The sequence below is a fragment of the Psychrobacter sp. NPDC078409 genome (assembly GCF_050268505.1).
Lineage (GTDB): Bacteria > Pseudomonadota > Gammaproteobacteria > Pseudomonadales > Moraxellaceae > Psychrobacter.
This window is the reverse complement of record NZ_JBNNGW010000006.1, coordinates 1-19611: the sequence shown is the minus strand read 5'-3', so window position 1 is coordinate 19611 and position 19611 is coordinate 1. Positions and strand designations below refer to the sequence as shown.

Genomic DNA, 19611 nt, shown 5'->3' with positions numbered 1-19611 from the left:
AATCGCTTTTGATAAACAACTATCAAATCAATCAATTGTATTCTCATACTTATAATAGTGGAGTAATTTAACATGGCAAAAGACGTAAAATTCGGCATTGATGCCCGTAAACAAATGATGGACGGCGTAAACGTTCTAGCAAATGCAGTACGTGTAACATTAGGTCCTAAAGGTCGTAACGTTGTTATCGACAAATCATTTGGCGCACCTACCATCACTAAAGATGGTGTTTCAGTTGCCAAAGAAATCGAGCTAGAAAACAAATTTGAAAACATGGGTGCACAGCTGGTACGTGAAGTGGCTAGTCGCACTAACGATGTCGCTGGTGATGGTACAACCACTGCAACTGTATTGGCTCAGTCAATCTTGCAAGAAGGAATGAAATCAGTGGCTGCTGGCATGAACCCAATGGATCTTAAGCGCGGTATCGACAAAGCGGTACGTGAAGCGGTCAAAGAAATCCATAAACTATCAACGCCAGCTGACGATCACAAAGCAATCGCTCAAGTTGGTTCTATCTCTGCAAACTCAGACACCAAAATCGGTGAGCTGATCTCGCAAGCGATGGAAAAAGTAGGCAAACAAGGCGTTATCACTGTTGAAGAAGGTTCAAGCTTCGAAGATACCCTAGAAGTTGTAGAAGGTATGCAGTTTGACCGTGGTTATATCAGCCCATATTTTGCTAACAAGCAAGACAGCCTAACTGCTGAATTTGAAAATCCATATATCTTGCTAGTTGACAAAAAAATCAGCAACATCCGTGAGATCGTGCCATTACTTGAGCAAGTAATGCAGCAGAGCAAGCCGTTGCTAATCATCGCTGAAGATGTAGAAAACGAAGCGCTAGCAACATTAGTTGTAAACAACATGCGTGGCGGATTGAAAACTTGTGCCGTTAAAGCACCAGGTTTCGGCGATCGTCGTAAAGCAATGCTAGAAGACATCGCAACGCTAACTGGCGGTACTGTAATTTCTGAAGAGATTGGTCTAAGCCTAGAGACTGCTACTCTAGAGCAACTTGGTACTGCTAAGAAAGTGACTGTCGGTAAAGAAAACACCGTTATCGTTGATGGCGCTGGCAACAAATCTGACATCGAAAACCGTGTTGAGTCTATCAACCGTCAAATCGAAGAGTCTACTTCTGACTATGATAAAGAAAAGCTACAAGAGCGTGTTGCTAAACTGGCAGGCGGCGTAGCAGTGATCAAAGTCGGCGCAGCAACTGAAACAGAAATGAAAGAGAAGAAAGACCGTGTTGACGATGCGCTACATGCAACTCGTGCAGCGGTTGAAGAAGGTGTTGTACCTGGCGGCGGTGTTGCCTTAGTTCGTGCGATGAATGCATTGTCTGAACTACGCGGTGATAACGATGACCAAAACGCTGGTATGAACATCCTACGTCGCGCGATGGAAGCACCACTACGTCAAATCGTAACCAACGCTGGCGAAGAAGCTTCAGTTGTGGTTAACGAAGTGAAGAGTGGCAGTGGTAACTACGGTTACAACGCAGCGACTGGCGAATATGGCGATATGCTAGAGATGGGTATCCTTGATCCAGCTAAAGTTGCTCGTTCAGCGCTAGAAAATGCTGCATCTGTTGCAGGCTTAATGCTAACGACTGAAGTTATGATCACTGACTTACCGCAAGGTGATGATGGTATGGCTGCTATGGGCGGCGGTGCTGGAATGGGTGGTATGGGTGGAATGGGTGGCATGATGTAATTTATGCCTCGACTAAATTTGTACGACGTTGTTAACCTCGCTCGATGTACTATCAGTACAATCTTCACTCGGTTGCCTAGCCGTACTGCTTTAGTCAACTCATAAAGCGTTTTTCACTAGAGTTGTAAGTATTTTTGTGAAAGCGTTTGAACTATTAAAAGCTCTGTTATCGAAAGATAGCAGGGCTTTTTTGTGTTTGTTTTAAAGTGATAATTGGTATTGTGTAGAAAAACCGAAATAAGGATAACTGACTAAAATTATCAAATACTTAATAATATTAGTATTACTAATATTAATTTAAATTTTCAATTAATAGTTTATTAGGATATAGTTGATATAGCGAATATATTCGCTAATAGTGTTTTTAACTTAGAAGGAATGAATTAACTCAAAAGGAATTCAAAATGAAGATTTTATCGATTGCAATGGTAGCATCAGCCCTAATGCTGGCTTCTGCTAGTAGTTCAGCTGATCCTAGTTTAGATAGGTTTAAAATGCAAAAGCCGATGGAGATGTCTAGCGTTGCCTATTCTAAAGTTATGCAGTTATCGTTTAACAATAAAGAGCGCTACACAAGCGAAAAAGAAATTTATGAAAAAGTGATCAGAGGTGCCAAAGCAAACGGCTTTGAGCTTAAAGAAGTAGAAGCAATGAAAATCGCTCACATCGTTGACGGCGCTTTGGACAACGAGCCACCAGAAGCAGCTTCTATTAATATAACAGTTACTATCCATTTAAAACGACCAATCAAAATAGAAGTTGAGATCTCTCTATAATGCGGTGAATACAAATCTATTGTTAATAAGCTACTTACTATGAATGACTTACTTATCCTTCTAAAATAAAGTCCTAGTAATATTTTCTATATTAGGGCTTTATAGTTAAAGCTCATCAAATTCTCTATTAATCTGCTGTATCTCGTCTAAACGTCCACGTCTTATCAACAGATGCTTCTTTGTAATAGCAACATTCTGTCAAATTCAAATGAACTCATTATGGGTCTTGCTACTCACGGGTGATTGAGCGAAACATTATTCTCTTAGTCGGTATAAAAGAATCTCACACAAAAATAGGTAAAGTCGTCTTATTGATTACCTTTCTTACCGATAAATGAGTGTGAATGTCTTTTACGCTAGCAAGCTTGTGTAGTTTACGTGTGAACCGCTCATAACCATCGAGATTAGGGCTTACTACTTCTAATAAATAATCGTAAGAACCCGATACCACATGTCCATTAATCACCTCGTCCATATTGGACAGAGCGCGTTCGAAAGCTGCGATAGATTCTTCTTGGTGGCTGTTGAGACTGACCTCCACAAAGAAACTCATCGCAATACCTGCTTTGGCTTTATTTACGTTCGCTTGGTAGTTCTCTATATAACCTTCATCTTCCAAACGTTTTAGGCGTCGCGCGCAAGGAGAAGGCGACAGCCCTATACGTTCGGACAGTTCGGCTGTAGATAAGCGCGCTTCTTTTTGGAGCACTTCCAAGATATGGCGATCGATTTTGTCCATAATTTACCTTTTGGATTTTTAAGCCAATAATTTTGATTTAGTTAGCATTATCCACCAAATATTTGCAAAATTGCAATGAATAAATAGAGATAAAAGCGCGTATTTTAATCGATAATTGGTCTTTATATAGCAGCATAAGACACGACTATGAATACGATATTCCACCCCTCATCGCGCAAAAATCCTTTGTTTGTAATGTCGCCACTAACCAAAGGCTATGTGGCTATGAGCGTCGTATTGTTGATTTGGTCAGGATTTGCGTTGACTGTACGAGCGGTTGGAGCATCGTCACTAAGCATTGCCGATGTCATGCTCATTCGCTTTAGTGTACCGCTGGTCTTGTTGACTCCTTGGGTACTCTCTAGTTGGCATGAAGTCAAAAATATAAGACTGCCAGATATCATGTTTATTTTACTTGGTGGCGTACCTTTTCTTTTATTGGCTGCTTTTGGCGCAAGTACGGTACCAGCAGCTTACGTTGGTACTATTTTGACAGGTACGCCAGTCTTCTTTGCCGCAATATTGTCTTTTATTTTTTATCGTCAACGAATATCATTAAGAAAATTTGCCGCATTGATCCTTATTCTCTTTGGTATCGCTACGATGATTGGCGGGCGTGCACAGTCAATACCTAGCAGTCTTCTGTACGGTGTGGGGTTACTGTTGATGGCAAGCCTGATTTGGGCGGGTTATACATTAGGGTTAAAAAGCACCAAACTGAGTCCAATAGCTATTGCTATCGTGCTCTCTTATACTTCGTTTTTTCTGACATTGATGATGGTTTTGTCTGGTATCGTAGAGACCAATATAGGTTCTGTATCTTTTGATGAAGCGCTTCCGTTTATCCTAGTACAAGGACTTGGTGTAGGGGTGGTATCAACCATTGCATTTTCTTATGCTGTCAAACAATTAGGCTCCATTCGTACCTTATTACTTGGCTCTTTGTCACCAGGATTAACCGCTATACTGGCTACGCTGATACTCAATGAGTCTTTATCAGTCATTATGATATGCGGCATCGTACTCAGTACCATTGGCGTCATCTTGTCCAATCGAGCGCAATAAATTAATTAAGGAAGTATCATGATGTTAAACAATATGCCTATCATCAATGGTGATCCACTATGGGTATTGTTAGGTAGGTTTCGAGCTGACCAACGCAAACATAAAATAGATTTATTGGTTGGTGTCTATCGAGACGAGCATGGCAATACGCCTGTAATGAAAACCGTGCAAGACGCAGAAATACATCTTGCTCATCAAGCTCATTCGAAGGCTTATGGCATGTTATCGGGTAACGCTAGTTTTAACCAGCAAATGGCAAAATTTGTACTGGGTGACAGTCCAAGTCTAAAAGATCAATGCACGATTCAGACGGTTGGGGCATCAGGTGCGTTGCGACTCATTGCGGATTTGATCGCTACGCTCTCTCCAGATTCAACCGTTTGGATCAGTAACCCTGGCTATATCAATCATCGTCCGCTGATGGAAGGGGCTGGGTTAACGGTTAATACGTATCCATGGCAAAATAAAAATGGTCAGTTAGACATTGATGCGTGTTTTGCCGCGCTAGAAAAAGCAAAAGAAGGAGACGTGTTGTTATTACATGCGTGCTGCCATAATCCTACCGGTATAGATCCTTCTTTAGAGCAGTGGCAACTGTTTTCTGATAAATGTAAACAGAAAAATATTGTCCCGTTTATTGATATGGCGTATCAAGGTTTTGGCGATGATCCTGATACCGATGCTGCAGGTCTTCGTCTAATGATCGAAGACGCTGACTTTGCATTTATCGCCGCCAGCTGTTCAAAAAATATGGGGCTGTACAACGAGCGTACGGGTATTGCTACGGTGATGACGACGAACCATGAGCGTCACGCAGATATACAGACACTTTTAGAAACCATTACACGAGCCAACTACTCTATGCCGCCTAATCACGGTGCCGCAGTGGCTTCTTATTTGCTAGACAGCCCAGATGCTTGGCTAGTCGAGCTGGCAAGCTACCGTGATAGGGTAGATGCTATTCGCCAAGCGTTAGGCGTAGCATTAAAAGATAGGGGTGCACCTGCAGAGTTTTCGGACATCTCACATCAAAAAGGCATGTTCTCTTTATTACCGCTAACAGAAAATCAAATGCTCATGTTGCAAGATGAGTTCGCTATCTATGGCATGCCAAATGGTAGAATCAATATTGCCGGTTTGAAAATGACGGAAATCCCTCAACTGGCTGACGCTATCATGTCGATTATTTCACGTTAAAGATTAATTTTTGTAGCTCAGTGCAATGGTTTTATCCATTAATCGCACAGCAAAAAGGACACGACTATTTATACTTTATATTGGGATAAGGGTGGCGCTAACATGGCTACCCATGCTGTCTTTGAAGAACTAGGCGTGTCTTATGAGATGATAGAAATAGATCTGTCTAAGAACATGCAAAAATCAGCTGAATATCTAGCCGTCAACCCAAACGGTAAAGTACCTACGCTAGTGCATCAGGGGCAGGTTATTTATGAGTCTGCGGCAATTTTAATGTATGTAGTAGATCAGCATCCTAAGTCTAGGCTAGCACCTGATATAGGATGCCCAAGACGCGGTGTCTATTACCAGTATTTGTTTTGGATGTCTTCTACACTACAAGAAGCCGCTAATCGCTGGGCACATCCCGAGCAGTACATTAGCGGCGAGCACAATTTGCAGCAAGTGAAAGATAAAGCGAATGATGTGCTAACCCACTGCTGGGATATTGTTGAAAAGGTATTGGCGAGTCATGGTCCATGGTTATTGGGCAATAAATTAAGTGGGGCTGATTTTCATTTATTTATGATTGCTCACTGGAGTCAGCGATATGCGAGTCGAGCACAGGATTGGACACACCTAAATGCACACTATCAAGCCATGCTAAACCGTGCCTCGGTACAAGAAATGATGGCACAAGAAGGGTTGTTGTAATCTGTTCATATGTTCAACTAAAGGATATTTAATGAGTGAGTTAGAAGCACTGAATGCAATGCTTCTAGTGACTTCTAGCGATTGTAGTAAATATAGTTTTTATATCAAGCTACTGATCCGCCGCATCTCGTCTAAACGTCCAAGTCTTATTATCAGACGCGTTTTCATAGTAATAATATCCTGCCAAATTAAACTGCTTTAGCTGTTCAGCACTTCACTTGATATTGACCGTTTTCTCACCTTTCTTGATAAATCGCGTTTCGCTAAAAGTATGATTTTTTCATAAAGTCTATTTGGCTATTAGAAGTTCTGTTATCGAAAAGTAGCAGGGCTTTTTTTGCGTCTGATTTTAACGCTGTGCTCTGTTTAACGTTTATTAGTATATATGCTATTATATGAATATATTATGGAATGACACTTTACTTAAAAGGAGTTTGGACACGTGTTGCGGGTTAGAATTCGCAAAATATCGTGTACCATTTAATGTGATCACGATGAAAAAAATTAGGCTTGGAATCTTTGTAGAAGATGAAACATTAGCATGGCACAAATTTATGCCATTAAAGTCTCTAGTAGATGAAGGTATAGTTGAGGTCTGTATTGCTATCCAACGAAGTGCAGAACACCAGTCTAACCCCTCTCATATATCCAAGATTATACCATCTATTAATCAAAAGTTATTTTCTATTCTTTCTCACGCTAAAAAGACTACCAAGCGTTATTCTATTCATGATTTAGTTCCCAATGGCAAAATGCCTGTCGTTACATCAATACCAAGACAGGATAAATCCAATGATGAAATTGAAGACTCAGTGATTAAGAGACTGCAGGCAACAGATTTAGATTACCTACTGAGTATGGATTTCCAAACCTTAATAGGGAAAGCGCTAGGCATTACGAAGCATGGCATTCTCTTACTTCATTATGGTGATGAAAGAATACAGCGAGGCGGGCCTGCGTTGTATTGGCAATTTGCTGAACAATGGGAAAATAGTGTCGTGACGCTGCAACTAGTGAGTAAGGACCATGATGTACACAAAGTGGTAGGTAGAGGTTATGGCAGTTTGTTTTACTGGGACTATAATTTGACTGAGGATAAGTTAAAAGGAGTTGCAGCATCAATACTGTATTGGTACTTCCGTAAAAATAAAATTGGCGTCGAAAGTGGAGATTCTATTAATTTAATTAACGATCGCACACTTTATAAAACGCCTCCACAGTTAACGGCCATACGACATTTACAGAATTTTCTCAAAAACTACATGATAAAAAGATTTTATAAAAGACTTTATCTAAACAACTGGAGTATTTTTATTGGTTCTATTGATCAGCCGATACAAACATATACGGAGATACTGCCTGAAAAGGGATGTTTTTGGGCCGATCCTTTTTATATTGAACACGACTCAAGACGTTACATATTTTTTGAAAGTTTGAACTACAAAGAGAATATTGGTCGAATAGAGTGGATAGAGCTGAATGAAAGCCATCAAGTTATTAGTTCAGGACAAGCTGATTTGGGTATTAGCACGCACTTAAGCTTTCCCAATGTATTCGAGTATGAAGATGCTGTCTATATGATTCCAGAGGCTGCAAAAACCAATTGTATTAGCTTATTAAAAGCGACAGACTTTCCGTGTAAGTGGGAAAAAGTTCATGAGTTAGTTTCAGACGTTCAGGCCGTGGATAGCGCCGTGATTGAGCATAATGGATTATGGTATCTTTTTACAACGCATGGTTCAGTGTCAAATATGACAATAGATTTAGAGTTGTATATTTATACGTCTGACAAGCTGCAAGCAGATAATTGGACCATTCATCCCTCGGCGCCTCTAAAGATTGATGTGCGTGGCTCACGACTAGCAGGCGCATTATTCCGGAAAAATGGTCAGCTCTTTCGTACTGCTCAGGATGGCACACTTAGATATGGGCGTAGGGTGGCTTTATACCTAGTAGAAGAGTTGACACCGACCTCTTATAAAGAAAGCTTTGTACGTTATATCGAACCGAATTGGGAAACTGATATTGATCGTCTCCATACCTATAATGTTTATAATGAAACAGTGGTACTGGATGTATCAAGGGATAAATTGCGCTTTAGAGTATAGGACCTAAAATATTTAGTGGTTGGAGAATAAAAAACCCATGATAAGTTTCGGCTTATGATGGGTTTTTTATAATTTTGACTCGTATTATCTCAATCTACTGATCCGCCGCATCTCGTCTAAACGTCCACGTTTTATTATCGGACGCTTCTGCACAATAGTAATATCCTGCCAAATCAAACTGCTTTAGCTGTTCAGCATTGGTCAGCTTATTATCAGCAGCATATTTCACCATTAGTCCACGGGCTTTTTTGGCATAAAAGCTAATCACTTTATATTGACCATTTTTCTCGTCTTCAAATCGTGGCGTAATGATGTCTGCCTTCAGTGCTTTTTTCTTTACCGCCTTAAAGTATTCATTGGAAGCTAAATTAACCAATGTTTTGTCATCGCTGTCAGCCATACGTGCATTGATAACGTTAGTCACTTCCTCACCCCAAAATTCATAAAGATTGTCACCGCGCTCATTTTTTAGCTTGGTGCCCATCTCTAAACGATATGGCTGGATCAGATCTAGTGGCTTTAGTACTCCATACAATCCAGACAAAATGCCTAAATGCTCATTGACATAAGTAGCGGTATCTTTGTCCATATGATACATATCAAGTCCAGTATAGACATCACCATCGAATAAATAGCCTGCAGGCTTGGCGGCATTGTCAGAGACATCGTTAGTAAATGGTTGCTCTTCGCTCCAATGCCATTGTTGATTGCGCGTGGCATTAAGCTGAGCTAAATCGTCAGATATGCTCATCAATTCTTGTAGGTCAACAGGCTCTTTTGATTTCAGTACTTTCATCAATTCTTGTGAGCGTTTGATTAACTCGGGTTGACTATAATAATTGCCTAAATTTAGTGGTATAGCGTCTGTTTCGTTCAGGGATTTGGCAGGGGAGAGCAAAAAATACATAGTTATTCCTTATTATAATGAATCGATGACGGGTTTTTTCGAGTGTCAAGTATTCTTATTATACGGTATGCATGGGTGGAACTTGACTTCACCTTGCTTATTTTATGTTCATTGACGTTATTTGTTCAATAAAAGAACGGATTTAACATTAGGAAATAAATACAGTTAGGCCTGTATCTATAAGGGCTAAGCGTTTTTTGGAAAAATAAAAGGCTTTAATATACCAACAAAAAGTATGCCAATGGTGTAAATACCTAAATTTTTATTTTACTTGTGGGTCATCATTAGACAATGAAACTTGACGAACGATATCTCTATAATAAAAAGGCATGATGGTAAAGTAGCTATCATTTATTAAATTGATAACCTTTGGTCGCTGTAATGGATTAATCATGATCAATGGGTTTTGTCCCCTGTGCTTTTTAGATGTGCGTTGAGGGTATTAAAGGTAGTCGTGAGACGTAAATATAGTCATTGGACGTAAGTAAGGAGACGGTATGAAAATCGGTGTAATCAGTGCAGATATCACGAGCGAGAGCCGTGTAGCCATAACCCCAGACGCAGTCAAAAAATTGCATAAACTTGGGTTTGAAGTCGTCATTCAGTCAGGTGCAGGTCAAGCAGCATACTATGCTGATGAGTTGTATCAAGCTGCCGGTGCCGACATTGCCAGTAGTCGCACCGAGGTGATTACCCAGTCTAATATTATTACCACCGTCAATGACCTACCAGCTGAAGCCACTGAAAGCTTATCGTCTGGTCAGATCGTCATTGGCATGCTCGACCCGTATCGCAACACTCAGCTTGATACTTATGCAGCCAAAGGCGCAACAGTCTTTGCGATGGAGTTATTGCCTCGTACACTGTCACGCGCACAGAATATGGATGTGTTGTCGTCACAAGCCAACCTTGCTGGTTATAAAGCAGTATTGCTCGCGGCCAATGAGTATTCGCGTCCTTTCCCGATGTTTATGACTTCAGCGGGTACGGTTAAGCCAGCCAAAGTCGTTATCCTAGGTGTTGGTGTTGCAGGTCTACAAGCGATTGCGACAGCAAAGCGTTTGGGTGCAGTGGTAGAAGCCAGTGACCTACGTCCGACCGCTCGCGAGCAAGTGGAATCACTCGGGGGTAAATGGCTTGATGTGCCGATGAGCGCAGAAGAAGCTGAAACTGCCAAGTCTACCGGTGGTTATGCATGGACACCATCAGAGCAATATGTTAAAGATCAAGCAGCTGTCGTAGATAAAGCATTGAGCAATGCTGATATCGTTATTACTACGGCACAGATTCCTGGTCGTAATGCTCCGCGTTTGGTACATGGCGCAACCCTTGCCAAAATGAAGGCAGGTTCTGTACTGATCGATATGGCTGCTGGTACCGGTGGTAACGTCGAAGGCAGTGTGCCTAACGAAACCATCACCACAGACAACGGCGTACGTATCGTTGGTGCCGCCAATATCCCTTCACAGCTAGCCGCACAGTCGTCAGATTTGTATGCCAATAACCTTGTTAACTTTATTACGACATTGATTGCACCTGCTGGCGATGACGCATCAGCTAGCTTGGCACTTAACTTAGACATGGAAGACGAGATTCAGGGCGCACTGGCAGTGACACATGACAGTCAGGTACGACTGGCCAAACGCTAGTTTGAACAGTCTATTACCACATATTTTGTCACTACACATTTGCCAGTAATGAATAAATTTTTAGGAGGATTAGATGATTGCCACTATTTTAGCTGCAGCGCCAGCCGGTGCGGCCATGAGTAGCACACCATTTGTAGCGATTTTCACTGTATTTGTGCTCGCTATTTTTGTCGGATACTACGTGGTTTGGGGCGTTACGCCTGCATTACATACGCCATTGATGGCGGTAACCAACGCTTTATCAAGTATCGTCATCGTGGGTGCAATGCTACAGACCGTCACGATTGATGGTTCAATGTTTACACCGACCAGTTTGCTTGGTGCCTTTGCGGTATTTTTAGCCAGTATCAATATTTTTGGTGGCTTTGCCGTGACTGAGCGTATGCTTGCGATGTTTAAACCGAAAGTGAAAAAAGCACCTGTAGCAACAGAAAATGGAGGCGACGCATGAATGATTTCTCAACAATGATTGCGGCAAATGCAGATTGGTTCTATCTAGTCGGCGCTATCCTCTTTGTTTTAACGTTACGTGGTTTGTCTAGTCCAAAGACAGCGATTCGCGGCAACCGTTTTGGTATGGCAGCGATGGCAATTGCCGTTGTGACAACCTTCTTTTTAGCAGAAGGCCCTGTGCTTTGGTTGATTATCGGTGCGATGGTGTTGGGTGCCCTCGTTGGTATGTGGAAAGCAAAAACAGTCGCGATGACTCAAATGCCAGAAACGGTTGCTTTGATGCATTCATTCGTCGGTTTGGCAGCGGTTGCGATTGCACTTGCGACGGTATTACACACTGAACAGCAGCATGGTGCTGTTGCTCGCATTGAGCTATTTATCGGTTGCTTCATCGGTGCGATTACGTTCTCAGCCTCGGTCTTTGCCTTTGGTAAATTGGCAGCGAAAAGCTGGGCGAAAACATTGGTTGGCGGCTGGGTAAAACCGGTTCAAGCGCTACTATTTATTGCGATGATTGGGTTCGGTGGCGTCTATTTCGTCACTGATTCATTACCAGCATTTTATGCGATGGCAGTGATTGCGGTTATCTTTGGTTGGATGTGGATTGCGCCAATCGGTGGCGGTGACATGCCAGTAGTCGTATCACTACTGAACTCATTCTCAGGTTGGGCAGCAGCAGGCATTGGTTTTACGCTTGGCAACTCGATGCTGATTATCGCAGGTTCGCTAGTCGGTTCATCAGGTGCGATCTTGTCTTACATCATGTGTAAAGCCATGAACCGCTCACTACTTAATGTCTTGTTTGGTGGTATGGGCACGTCAGCTGTGGCAGCAGGCGGCGATGATGGGGCACCGAAGAACTACAAAGCAGGCTCAGCAGAAGACGCAGGGTTCCTCATGTCTAATGCTAGTAGCGTGGTCATCGTGCCAGGTTACGGTATGGCGCAAGGCCGTGCACAGAATGCAGTAAAAGAGCTATATGAATTGTTAAAAGAAGAAGGCGTTAACGTTCGCTTTGCTATCCATCCAGTTGCTGGTCGTATGCCAGGTCATATGAACGTCTTATTGGCTGAAGCTGATGTACCTTATGATGATATTTTAGAAATGGACGAGATTAACTCAGATTTCGCGAGTACAGATGTGGTCTTGGTTATCGGTGCAAACGATGTTGTAAACCCATCTGCGAAAGATGATCCTACTTCTCCAATCTTCGGTATGCCGATTCTAGAAGTCAGCAAAGCCCAGACGGTCATGGTCATCAAGCGTTCAATGAGTACTGGTTATGCAGGTCTTGATAACAGCTTGTTCTACATGGACAAAACGATGATGATCTTTGGCGATGCTAAGAAAATGGTAGAAGAGATGGTACGTACTATCAATGGCGGCGGTCATTAATCTCTAAGCTATGTTTTTAACCATTATTATTTGCAGATAATTTTTTAGATAAAGAAAGTCACTGAGGTGGCTTTTTTTGCGTTAAAGTGGGCGACATTTATGAGCCGACTATAGACTGAGATTATTTCCAATTACGGTCAGTTGTTTAATAATCACAAAATTAACTGTGCTTTATGTACTCACTATACGGTATGCGCCTGATTAACCTTTTAGCCAATTTGAACTGCTTCAACGATAGACAATCACCAATTATAAATACGATGAAATAAGAGAAAGATTTATGAACATGTTACTGCGTTTTTTTATTATGGTTAGCTTACTTGAACAACAGCTCAAGCATCAATCGACGAGTGAGACTATCAGTCTAGAGACGTTGACTGCACCGACCGTCCGTCATTATCGAATTTTGCCCCACGATATGGGATTTCGAGATCATTTACCCAATTATCGTTATTTATCATTTATTGAGCTAAACGTGACACGTTGGGTAAAGGCGTGCTGTCATGAAAAAGGCATTAAACCGCTGAATTGGGTGATTGCCATGCAGGAGATGATTTATCTCAAGCAAATTAAATTTTTGGATAAAATGACGCTTAGCAGTGCAGTCGCAGGATGGGATCATAAATACGTGTATTTTGAGCATCGGTTTTTTGTCAAAAATCAGCTGATGGGCGTTGGTATGACCAAGTTTGTTTTTACAGATAGTAAAGGTATGCGCACACCAGAAGTATTAGATATGATGGGTGAGCAGTTGACGGATACCATTAACACATGGAATGAGCACCAAGTCGCGGTAAAATCGACTAAATCAGCCTAAGCCATATCGCAAAACAGTATTGAAAGACAGCATCGTAAAATAACTTGGCTATAATCATTTGCTGAATTTTGGTAGGATAGAGCCCATCAAGTCGTCAGTATTAGGACGATGGCATCGTTTTTAATATGATGATTCTCAAAACGACTAAAAAAAGGTACCGTTATGACCCCACAAAAATTAAAATGGACAGACAGCTTAGATATCGCGATTGAGCTTTATGAGAAATTCCCAGAAACAGATCCGCAGTACATTCGCTTTACTGATTTGCATCGCTGGGTAACTGAGCTTGAAGGCTTTGATGATGATCCACAAAAATCAAATGAAGGCATCTTAGAAGCCATTCAAATGAACTGGATTGATGAAGCCGATTAATCGATTCGGTCTGCCAGCATTGCTACAAACAGAAAACTAAATAAACAGATAGAAAAGGCCGCATCATGACATCACAAATTAAAGAGCTACCAGAAGCGATAGCTTGTAGCGGTATCAGCGTTCGTACCACCAATAATGCTGAGATAAGCCATGACACTGCCAAACTTGGTAGATTATGGCAGAAGTTTTATCAAAATCACGCGGGTGAACTCCCTGAAGGTGAAGATATTTATGGTGTCTATCACAACTATGAAAGCGATGATCTGGCAGGAGCATTTGACGTTGTGGCCAGTTGGAAAGTAGCCAGCGAGCAAGATGCACAATCAGAAAGCGACAGTGTAGCCAGTACTAGTAACGTAGTGACGGTTGATATTCCTGCAGGAAAGTACTTGGTATTTTCTGAAGAAGGTTATATGCCTAACACTGTGATGAATGCATGGGAAAGTGCTTGGGAATATTTCAATACGCCAGATTGCGAGCATACCCGCACTTTTAATGTAGACTTTGAGCATTATATCGGTGGTAACTTAGAATACGGTCAAGTTGATGTTTATATTGGTATCGAGTAAAATTAGTAATTGGCTTAAGTAACTTAAGCTGCTCGATCTATTATCGACAAAAACAATGACAAAAAAAGCGCTAACCTAAATCAGGTAGCGCTTTTTTCTTTGGGCATATGTCATCAATTAGGCAGGTGCAAATAACCTTGCAATCAGTCCAACAACAAATTTTCCAAAATACCTTCGTAAATTTGGGCAAGCTTTCCTAGATCATCGACTTCTACTTTTTCATCTACTTGGTGAATCGTCGCATTACGTACGCCAAGCTCGACGACTTGCGCGCCTGTCGGTGCAATAAAGCGTCCATCAGATGTACCGCCAGAAGTAGATAATGTCGTATCAACATCGGTTACTTTTTTTATCGCATTTTGGCAGGCCGAAACCAGTTTTCCTTCAGGGGTTAAGAACGGCTGACCAGATAATTTCCAATGTATATCATAGCTCGCTTTACTGTTGGCAAAGTGCTTATCAAAGATAGCATGCGTTTTTGCCTTTAGTTCATCTTCAGTAGTTTCTGTCGAAAAACGGAAGTTAAAGACCACGTTTAGCGTTTCAGGAATGACATTGGTTGCGCCAGTGCCGCTGTTGATATTTGATATTTGCAATGACGTAGCTGGGAAGTAGTCATTGCCATTGTCCCATGCGGTAGACGTCAGTTCAGCAAGGGCAGACATCGCCGCATGAATCGGATTAGATGCCAGATGTGGATAGGCGACATGGCCTTGTTTACCTGTAACGGTAAGCTCTGCACCTAGCGAGCCACGACGACCGTTTTTGATGATATCGCCTAACGTATCGGTACTCGACGGCTCGCCAACGAGACAATAAGTGATTTTTTCTTGGCGAGCTTCTAAAGTCTCGATTACTTTAACCGTACCATTAATTGACGGGCCTTCTTCATCTGAGGTGATTAAAAAAGCAATCGATCCATTGTGCTCAGGATGATTGGCGACAAAACGTTCGGCTGCAACAGTAAAAGCTGCAATACCCGTTTTCATATCGGCGGCACCGCGTGCCCACAGATACCCATCAGCGATAGTTGGAGTAAACGGAGGGTATGTCCAGTTTTTTTCGTCACCTGTTGGTACGACATCAGTATGACCAGCAAAGCAAATCACTGGCTCGCTAGTACCGCGGCGTGCCCATAAGTTTTTGACTTCGGCATGTTCACCGCTTTGTTTTCTATCACCAAAATACATAAACTCGCAATCAAAGCCTGCTTGTTCTAACCGTGCTGACAACATATCTTGGCAACCATCGTCATCGGGCGTTACTGAAGGGCGCTCTAACAGTGCAATACTTAAGTCTAATGTTTCTTGCTGGTGGGTTTTACTATTGTTTTCTGAACTCATGACAGTCCTAGTTAAGTTGAGTTAATGTTTTTTGCTATAAAAGATAGCTTGTTTCTTATCAGGTCTATTTGGTACTAATTATTTATACGTTGCAAATATATAAAGGTTAATCGATTTCTATAGCTAAAAAAATATTAGTCTCTGTCTAAGTAAATTTTTTCATAATCACCATAAAATTTTGCTAAATACTCTGTAATACATTTTTCGGCTAGAGTATTGCTATAAGTTTTAGCTTTGTCTCTGTCATAATTACTGATATTGCCACCAGCAAAAACAACTTCGCCCATTTGATAACTTGTTCCTAATAATTCTAAAGTTTTATTACTAATATCGAAAGTGGCATGTCCTTTTGGAAATACTGGCGTCATCCATCTTGTTCCATCAAATGCAAGCAGACACCCGTTCTCATACTTGAACTCAGTAGTGATAGCAGTTGGTGTAACTATCACAGATTTTTCAGAGGTGGATTTTGGTAGGTGATAGGTAAAGAAAGGCTCACTGATTTGTTGAGTTGAGGCTTGATGATTAATAGCCGTGCAGCTTGCAAGCAAAGGTAACATAATAAGTAAAACAGAATGGTTGAATAGATTCTTACGCATTATTATTGTCCTTAATTAACAAAGCTTACTTAGAGCCGTAGCGAATGATAGATATACTCAGGGCGCAGCAAACAGAACTACAGCATCATCACGTCTTAGCCAAGTGGCGATAGAGTAGCGTTGGCGATGCGCAGTTTGTACTTGATGACGTAAATCACTGTCGAAAATAATCAGTCTATTGGCAACTGGCATCACTTCATGGTGCGTGCCATGTTTGTCAACGACTTCTAGTGCGCCGCCATCGATTGCTTCCCAATTATCATTGAGATAAAACACTGCCGAAATAACACGTTCATCACGTCCAGCGGGGTTGTCACTGTGCCATTGATAGCCAAAGCCAGTCGGATAGCACGCATAATGCGCTTCACTATGGCGAATACCAGCGAATAAACTACGATTGAATAGCGAGGCCAAAGCATTGATGCTTTGCAGATAATAGTAGCCTGCAAAAAAGTCTTCAGTAATCCAGCGTATTCTATCACCGCGAATATCACTGATGCGAACACCAGCGGTCAGCTCTGCATCACGATAGTCAATAAAACCGCTTTCTGCTTGTAGTGCTAATAAGGCAGTACTATTGAATACATCATCAATGATGAGCCAGCCGTCAGTGACAAAGGTATCGAGCTGTTTATCCGTCAGCTTATCTTCCCAGTTAACCGCAAAGTCAGACATTTGCAATACGTGCTGAGTAGGAATTTCTTGGCTAACATTATGAGTATCTGGCAGCAGTAATGGTGGATTATCCTGACCTATCGGATGATCAACGACCAACGCTGTCTTGTTAAGGTTGCTAATAATCTGCGTCATTTCATCTCATTATTATCAATCAGCTGTCAATATACCGTCATTTAATACGTTTTTATTGAAAGCACTTACTAAAACCACATTATCTTTTACTCTGCCTATGCTACCATAGATGCAATTTTTCTTATTTAAACTTTTGAGATTATGAACTATAAACACGCCTACCACGCTGGTAACTTTGCTGATGTGGTTAAACACATTTTATTGGTACAACTGCTTAATCAACTGGGGCAGAAAAACAAACCTTTTTATGTGCTTGACGCTTATGGCGGTCGTGGACTGTATTCACTAAGCAGTGAAGAAGCGCGCAAAACAGGTGAGGCCAAAGGCGGTATTCAAGCTTTTCTAAAAGCAGATACCGAAAAGGCCCCAGCTGCTGTCAAAGATTATATGGAAGGCATCAAGCAAGCCAAATTCACTTATGACAATAAAGTCTATCCTGGTTCGCCATGGTGGGTGGCCCATCACGTCGAAAAAACCGCAGCTAAAAAGCCTGATGCTGGCGTGCGTGCTGAGGCTTTTGAAGCCAAAGCGACTGAATACGATGCGTTGAACTATCAGCTACATAAGTTGCCAATTGGTATCCAGCATCGTGATGCTTTTGAAGGTATCACCGCTGTTATTCCACCAAAAGAAAAGCGCGGTCTGATTTTCCTTGATCCTCCTTATGAGCAAGAGCACAAAGATTTTACGCGCCTTATCGACCTATTGGTCGCGGCTTATAATAAATGGCCACAAGGAACTTATGCGCTTTGGTTCCCAATCAAAAACATCGAAGCCGTAGAGCTGTTCTATAAAAAGCTCAAACGTACTGAAATGAGACGTCAGCTGGTTTGTGAGCTAAACATTTATCCTAATGATGTTGCGGTTGGTCTGAACGGTACAGGTCTACTGGTTATCAATCCGCCATGGCAGTTTGATAACCATGCACGTGAGATATTACGTTTCTTACAGCCAGTACTAAAAGTAGAAGACGCGCCAAACTTGACGCCTGATAGTGCGACCAATGTGCGCTGGCTTGTCGGCGAATAGCAATAACGGCCAATAAGGATATTAAGATGACGATTCAGCCACCTATCGGCCAGCCGAACAACGCACCTGTGAACAATGCGTCCTTAAATGACGGCTCGTTGCAAGATAATGCAGCGACTCAGCCGCCGTTTATCGATGAGCATGAGTTTAATATCCGCCTAGCGGATAACGACAGTTATGATGGTTTGACATTTGAGGTGATTGAAGCTGAAGTAGCCGAAGGTAAGCGAGTGGTTAGTCGCGGTGTCTATTTGGCACCCAATCTGATCACTACCTTATCGCTACTGTCAGGCTTTTACTCGATTTTGGCGAGTACCCAAGGCGAGTTCTATAAGGCAGCTTTGGCTATCTTTTTATCCGCTATTCTTGATGGCGCAGATGGACGTGTCGCACGTATGCTTAATGCACAAAGTCCATTTGGTGAGCAATATGACTCTTTAGCAGATATGCTAGCGTTTGGTGTTGCTCCTGCTATTTTGATTTATAGCTTTGCTTTAGAGCCATTGGGTCGTATCGGTATTGGCTGTGCGTTTGTCTTTACCGCTTGTGCTGCTTTTCGCCTTGCACGCTTTAATGTTCAGGTTGGCATCGTCGATAAAAAGTACTTTGTCGGTTTAGCCAGTCCGCTTGCTGCCATATTGGTGACATCTGCTGTGATGGTTGCAGTCGATCACAACGAATGGATTGGTCAGTACGACACCGCGATTATGTTATTGTTTGCTGCTTGGGTGGTGACTTGTGGTCTACTGATGGTCAGCAATGTCAAATACTATAGCTTTAAAGAATTTGATAAAAAGAAAGTACCTTTTGTAGTGCTTATCATTGGGGTGTTAGTCATGAGCATCGTGCTCTATGATATTCCTGTTGGTATCTTAGCTATTGGTATTATCTATGCACTATCAGGTATCGTGACTACGATTAAAACGAAAGTGAAAAGTTAAACGCTGTATTTAGATTTTATATAAAGGAACTTACCGTCAGGTAAGTTCCTTTTTTTAGGCGCTCTGTATACTGCTGAAATACGTCAGCCACTATGAAAAAGCTAAATCTGTAGATATAAAAGACAGTATTTAAAGTTTGATAGTAATAACAATGGGTTAGGTTGATACGATATCCTTGATAGAAAATAACTGAGATTATTTATAGAGTTTCCTTGTTTTCTATCTAAAACTCCGTATAATGCCACCCAGTCGAAAGGGAAGTGGTTTACTGATTTGAACGATGTAAATCGTTTGAATTAAATAGAAAATACTTCTTGACTAAATAAATATAGCGTCTATAATACGCCCTCATCAAGACGAGCTGGAAGTAGCTAGTGTGTTATTACACATTAATAACCCAGTTAACTTGTTGAAACAAATTAAAAAA

19 protein-coding genes are annotated in these 19611 nt (G+C 41.6%); 14 read left to right on the top strand and 5 right to left on the bottom strand.

Annotated elements, in window-relative coordinates; all coding sequences use genetic code 11:
* The first annotated feature begins 72 nt into the window (after positions 1–72).
* Together groL and ACQKC9_RS11820 are read left to right on the top strand one after the other, a co-directional pair.
* Complete coding sequence (gene groL / locus ACQKC9_RS11825; protein ID WP_427621964.1) at positions 73–1722, top strand: chaperonin GroEL; 1650 nt, start codon at positions 73–75, stop codon at positions 1720–1722.
* A 404-nt stretch (positions 1723–2126) separates the two neighbouring features.
* On the top strand, positions 2127–2498 hold the full coding sequence (locus tag ACQKC9_RS11820) for a hypothetical protein (protein WP_427621963.1): 372 nt from the start codon (positions 2127–2129) through the stop codon (positions 2496–2498).
* 283 nt (positions 2499–2781) lie between these two features.
* Here the strand turns inward: ACQKC9_RS11820 and ACQKC9_RS11815 are convergent, their stop codons facing one another.
* The gene (locus ACQKC9_RS11815; protein WP_057758867.1) at positions 2782–3237 is read right to left on the bottom strand and encodes an Lrp/AsnC family transcriptional regulator; all 456 of its coding nucleotides are present in this window, start codon (positions 3235–3237) and stop codon (positions 2782–2784) included.
* Positions 3238–3384: 147 nt separating this feature from the next.
* On the opposite strand from ACQKC9_RS11815, the gene ACQKC9_RS11810 reads away from it, so the two are divergent.
* The 4 genes from ACQKC9_RS11810 (at position 3385) to ACQKC9_RS11795 (ending at position 8300) form a co-directional block, all read left to right on the top strand.
* Positions 3385–4302: a DMT family transporter gene (locus ACQKC9_RS11810; RefSeq protein ID WP_427621961.1), complete on the top strand. Its 918-nt coding sequence runs from the start codon at positions 3385–3387 to the stop codon at positions 4300–4302.
* A gap of 18 nt (positions 4303–4320) precedes the next feature.
* Positions 4321–5499 (top strand): aromatic amino acid transaminase, encoded by a 1179-nt coding sequence (locus tag ACQKC9_RS11805; protein WP_427621960.1) that lies wholly within the window; start codon positions 4321–4323, stop codon positions 5497–5499.
* Positions 5500–5565: 66 nt separating this feature from the next.
* Positions 5566–6192: a glutathione S-transferase family protein gene (locus tag ACQKC9_RS11800; RefSeq protein WP_427622046.1), complete on the top strand. Its 627-nt coding sequence runs from the start codon at positions 5566–5568 to the stop codon at positions 6190–6192.
* A 494-nt stretch (positions 6193–6686) separates the two neighbouring features.
* Positions 6687–8300, top strand: coding sequence for a glucosamine inositolphosphorylceramide transferase family protein (locus ACQKC9_RS11795; RefSeq protein ID WP_427621959.1), 1614 nt, complete (start codon positions 6687–6689; stop codon positions 8298–8300).
* A gap of 94 nt (positions 8301–8394) precedes the next feature.
* On the opposite strand, the gene yaaA is transcribed toward ACQKC9_RS11795, so the two are convergent.
* Entirely contained in the window at positions 8395–9207 is an 813-nt protein-coding gene (yaaA, locus tag ACQKC9_RS11790) for a peroxide stress protein YaaA (RefSeq protein WP_427621958.1), read from the bottom strand.
* 497 nt (positions 9208–9704) lie between these two features.
* Here yaaA and ACQKC9_RS11785 point away from each other — a divergent pair, with 497 nt between their 5' ends.
* The 6 genes from ACQKC9_RS11785 (at position 9705) to ACQKC9_RS11760 (ending at position 14462) form a co-directional block, all read left to right on the top strand.
* On the top strand, positions 9705–10856 hold the full coding sequence (locus ACQKC9_RS11785) for a Re/Si-specific NAD(P)(+) transhydrogenase subunit alpha (protein WP_427621956.1): 1152 nt from the start codon (positions 9705–9707) through the stop codon (positions 10854–10856).
* A 115-nt stretch (positions 10857–10971) separates the two neighbouring features.
* Positions 10972–11307 (top strand): proton-translocating transhydrogenase family protein, encoded by a 336-nt coding sequence (locus ACQKC9_RS11780; RefSeq protein WP_219621845.1) that lies wholly within the window; start codon positions 10972–10974, stop codon positions 11305–11307.
* On the top strand, positions 11304–12704 hold the full coding sequence (locus ACQKC9_RS11775; RefSeq protein WP_102092432.1) for an NAD(P)(+) transhydrogenase (Re/Si-specific) subunit beta: 1401 nt from the start codon (positions 11304–11306) through the stop codon (positions 12702–12704). Before ACQKC9_RS11780 ends, ACQKC9_RS11775 begins: the two co-directional genes overlap by 4 nt.
* Positions 12705–12984: 280 nt before the next feature.
* Positions 12985–13521, top strand: a complete 537-nt coding sequence (locus ACQKC9_RS11770; RefSeq protein WP_427621955.1) for an acyl-CoA thioesterase — start codon at positions 12985–12987, stop codon at positions 13519–13521.
* A 162-nt stretch (positions 13522–13683) separates the two neighbouring features.
* On the top strand, positions 13684–13893 hold the full coding sequence (gene iscX, locus ACQKC9_RS11765; protein ID WP_021812734.1) for a Fe-S cluster assembly protein IscX: 210 nt from the start codon (positions 13684–13686) through the stop codon (positions 13891–13893).
* 65 nt (positions 13894–13958) lie between these two features.
* Positions 13959–14462, top strand: a complete 504-nt coding sequence (locus ACQKC9_RS11760) for a GyrI-like domain-containing protein (RefSeq protein WP_427621954.1) — start codon at positions 13959–13961, stop codon at positions 14460–14462.
* A gap of 143 nt (positions 14463–14605) precedes the next feature.
* On the opposite strand, the gene dapE is transcribed toward ACQKC9_RS11760, so the two are convergent.
* The 3 genes from dapE to ACQKC9_RS11745 form a co-directional block, all read right to left on the bottom strand.
* Positions 14606–15805, bottom strand: coding sequence for a succinyl-diaminopimelate desuccinylase (gene dapE, locus ACQKC9_RS11755; protein ID WP_427621952.1), 1200 nt, complete (start codon positions 15803–15805; stop codon positions 14606–14608).
* A gap of 134 nt (positions 15806–15939) precedes the next feature.
* Complete coding sequence (locus ACQKC9_RS11750; protein WP_427621951.1) at positions 15940–16404, bottom strand: hypothetical protein; 465 nt, start codon at positions 16402–16404, stop codon at positions 15940–15942.
* 57 nt (positions 16405–16461) lie between these two features.
* Positions 16462–17214, bottom strand: a complete 753-nt coding sequence (locus tag ACQKC9_RS11745; RefSeq protein ID WP_427621950.1) for a 2OG-Fe(II) oxygenase — start codon at positions 17212–17214, stop codon at positions 16462–16464.
* 141 nt (positions 17215–17355) lie between these two features.
* Between ACQKC9_RS11745 and ACQKC9_RS11740 the strand changes: the two genes are divergently transcribed.
* Both ACQKC9_RS11740 and pssA read left to right on the top strand, forming a co-directional pair.
* Positions 17356–18243, top strand: a complete 888-nt coding sequence (locus ACQKC9_RS11740) for a 23S rRNA (adenine(2030)-N(6))-methyltransferase RlmJ (protein WP_057758888.1) — start codon at positions 17356–17358, stop codon at positions 18241–18243.
* A gap of 26 nt (positions 18244–18269) precedes the next feature.
* Complete coding sequence (gene pssA, locus ACQKC9_RS11735) at positions 18270–19184, top strand: CDP-diacylglycerol--serine O-phosphatidyltransferase (RefSeq protein WP_427621948.1); 915 nt, start codon at positions 18270–18272, stop codon at positions 19182–19184.
* Positions 19185–19611 lie beyond the last annotated feature (427 nt).

Coding starts and splice junctions, on each gene's coding strand:
- ACQKC9_RS11770 (WP_427621955.1), top strand. CDS start 12,985: ATGAACATGTTACTGCGTTTTTTTATTATGGTTAGCTTACTTGAACAA.
- ACQKC9_RS11805 (WP_427621960.1), top strand. CDS start 4,321: ATGATGTTAAACAATATGCCTATCATCAATGGTGATCCACTATGGGTA.
- ACQKC9_RS11750 (WP_427621951.1), bottom strand. CDS start 16,404: ATGCGTAAGAATCTATTCAACCATTCTGTTTTACTTATTATGTTACCT.
- yaaA (WP_427621958.1), bottom strand. CDS start 9,207: ATGTATTTTTTGCTCTCCCCTGCCAAATCCCTGAACGAAACAGACGCT.
- ACQKC9_RS11795 (WP_427621959.1), top strand. CDS start 6,687: ATGAAAAAAATTAGGCTTGGAATCTTTGTAGAAGATGAAACATTAGCA.
- dapE (WP_427621952.1), bottom strand. CDS start 15,805: ATGAGTTCAGAAAACAATAGTAAAACCCACCAGCAAGAAACATTAGAC.
- ACQKC9_RS11745 (WP_427621950.1), bottom strand. CDS start 17,214: ATGACGCAGATTATTAGCAACCTTAACAAGACAGCGTTGGTCGTTGAT.
- ACQKC9_RS11760 (WP_427621954.1), top strand. CDS start 13,959: ATGACATCACAAATTAAAGAGCTACCAGAAGCGATAGCTTGTAGCGGT.
- groL (WP_427621964.1), top strand. CDS start 73: ATGGCAAAAGACGTAAAATTCGGCATTGATGCCCGTAAACAAATGATG.
- ACQKC9_RS11785 (WP_427621956.1), top strand. CDS start 9,705: ATGAAAATCGGTGTAATCAGTGCAGATATCACGAGCGAGAGCCGTGTA.
- ACQKC9_RS11820 (WP_427621963.1), top strand. CDS start 2,127: ATGAAGATTTTATCGATTGCAATGGTAGCATCAGCCCTAATGCTGGCT.
- iscX (WP_021812734.1), top strand. CDS start 13,684: ATGACCCCACAAAAATTAAAATGGACAGACAGCTTAGATATCGCGATT.
- pssA (WP_427621948.1), top strand. CDS start 18,270: ATGACGATTCAGCCACCTATCGGCCAGCCGAACAACGCACCTGTGAAC.
- ACQKC9_RS11780 (WP_219621845.1), top strand. CDS start 10,972: ATGAGTAGCACACCATTTGTAGCGATTTTCACTGTATTTGTGCTCGCT.
- ACQKC9_RS11810 (WP_427621961.1), top strand. CDS start 3,385: ATGAATACGATATTCCACCCCTCATCGCGCAAAAATCCTTTGTTTGTA.
- ACQKC9_RS11740 (WP_057758888.1), top strand. CDS start 17,356: ATGAACTATAAACACGCCTACCACGCTGGTAACTTTGCTGATGTGGTT.
- ACQKC9_RS11775 (WP_102092432.1), top strand. CDS start 11,304: ATGAATGATTTCTCAACAATGATTGCGGCAAATGCAGATTGGTTCTAT.
- ACQKC9_RS11815 (WP_057758867.1), bottom strand. CDS start 3,237: ATGGACAAAATCGATCGCCATATCTTGGAAGTGCTCCAAAAAGAAGCG.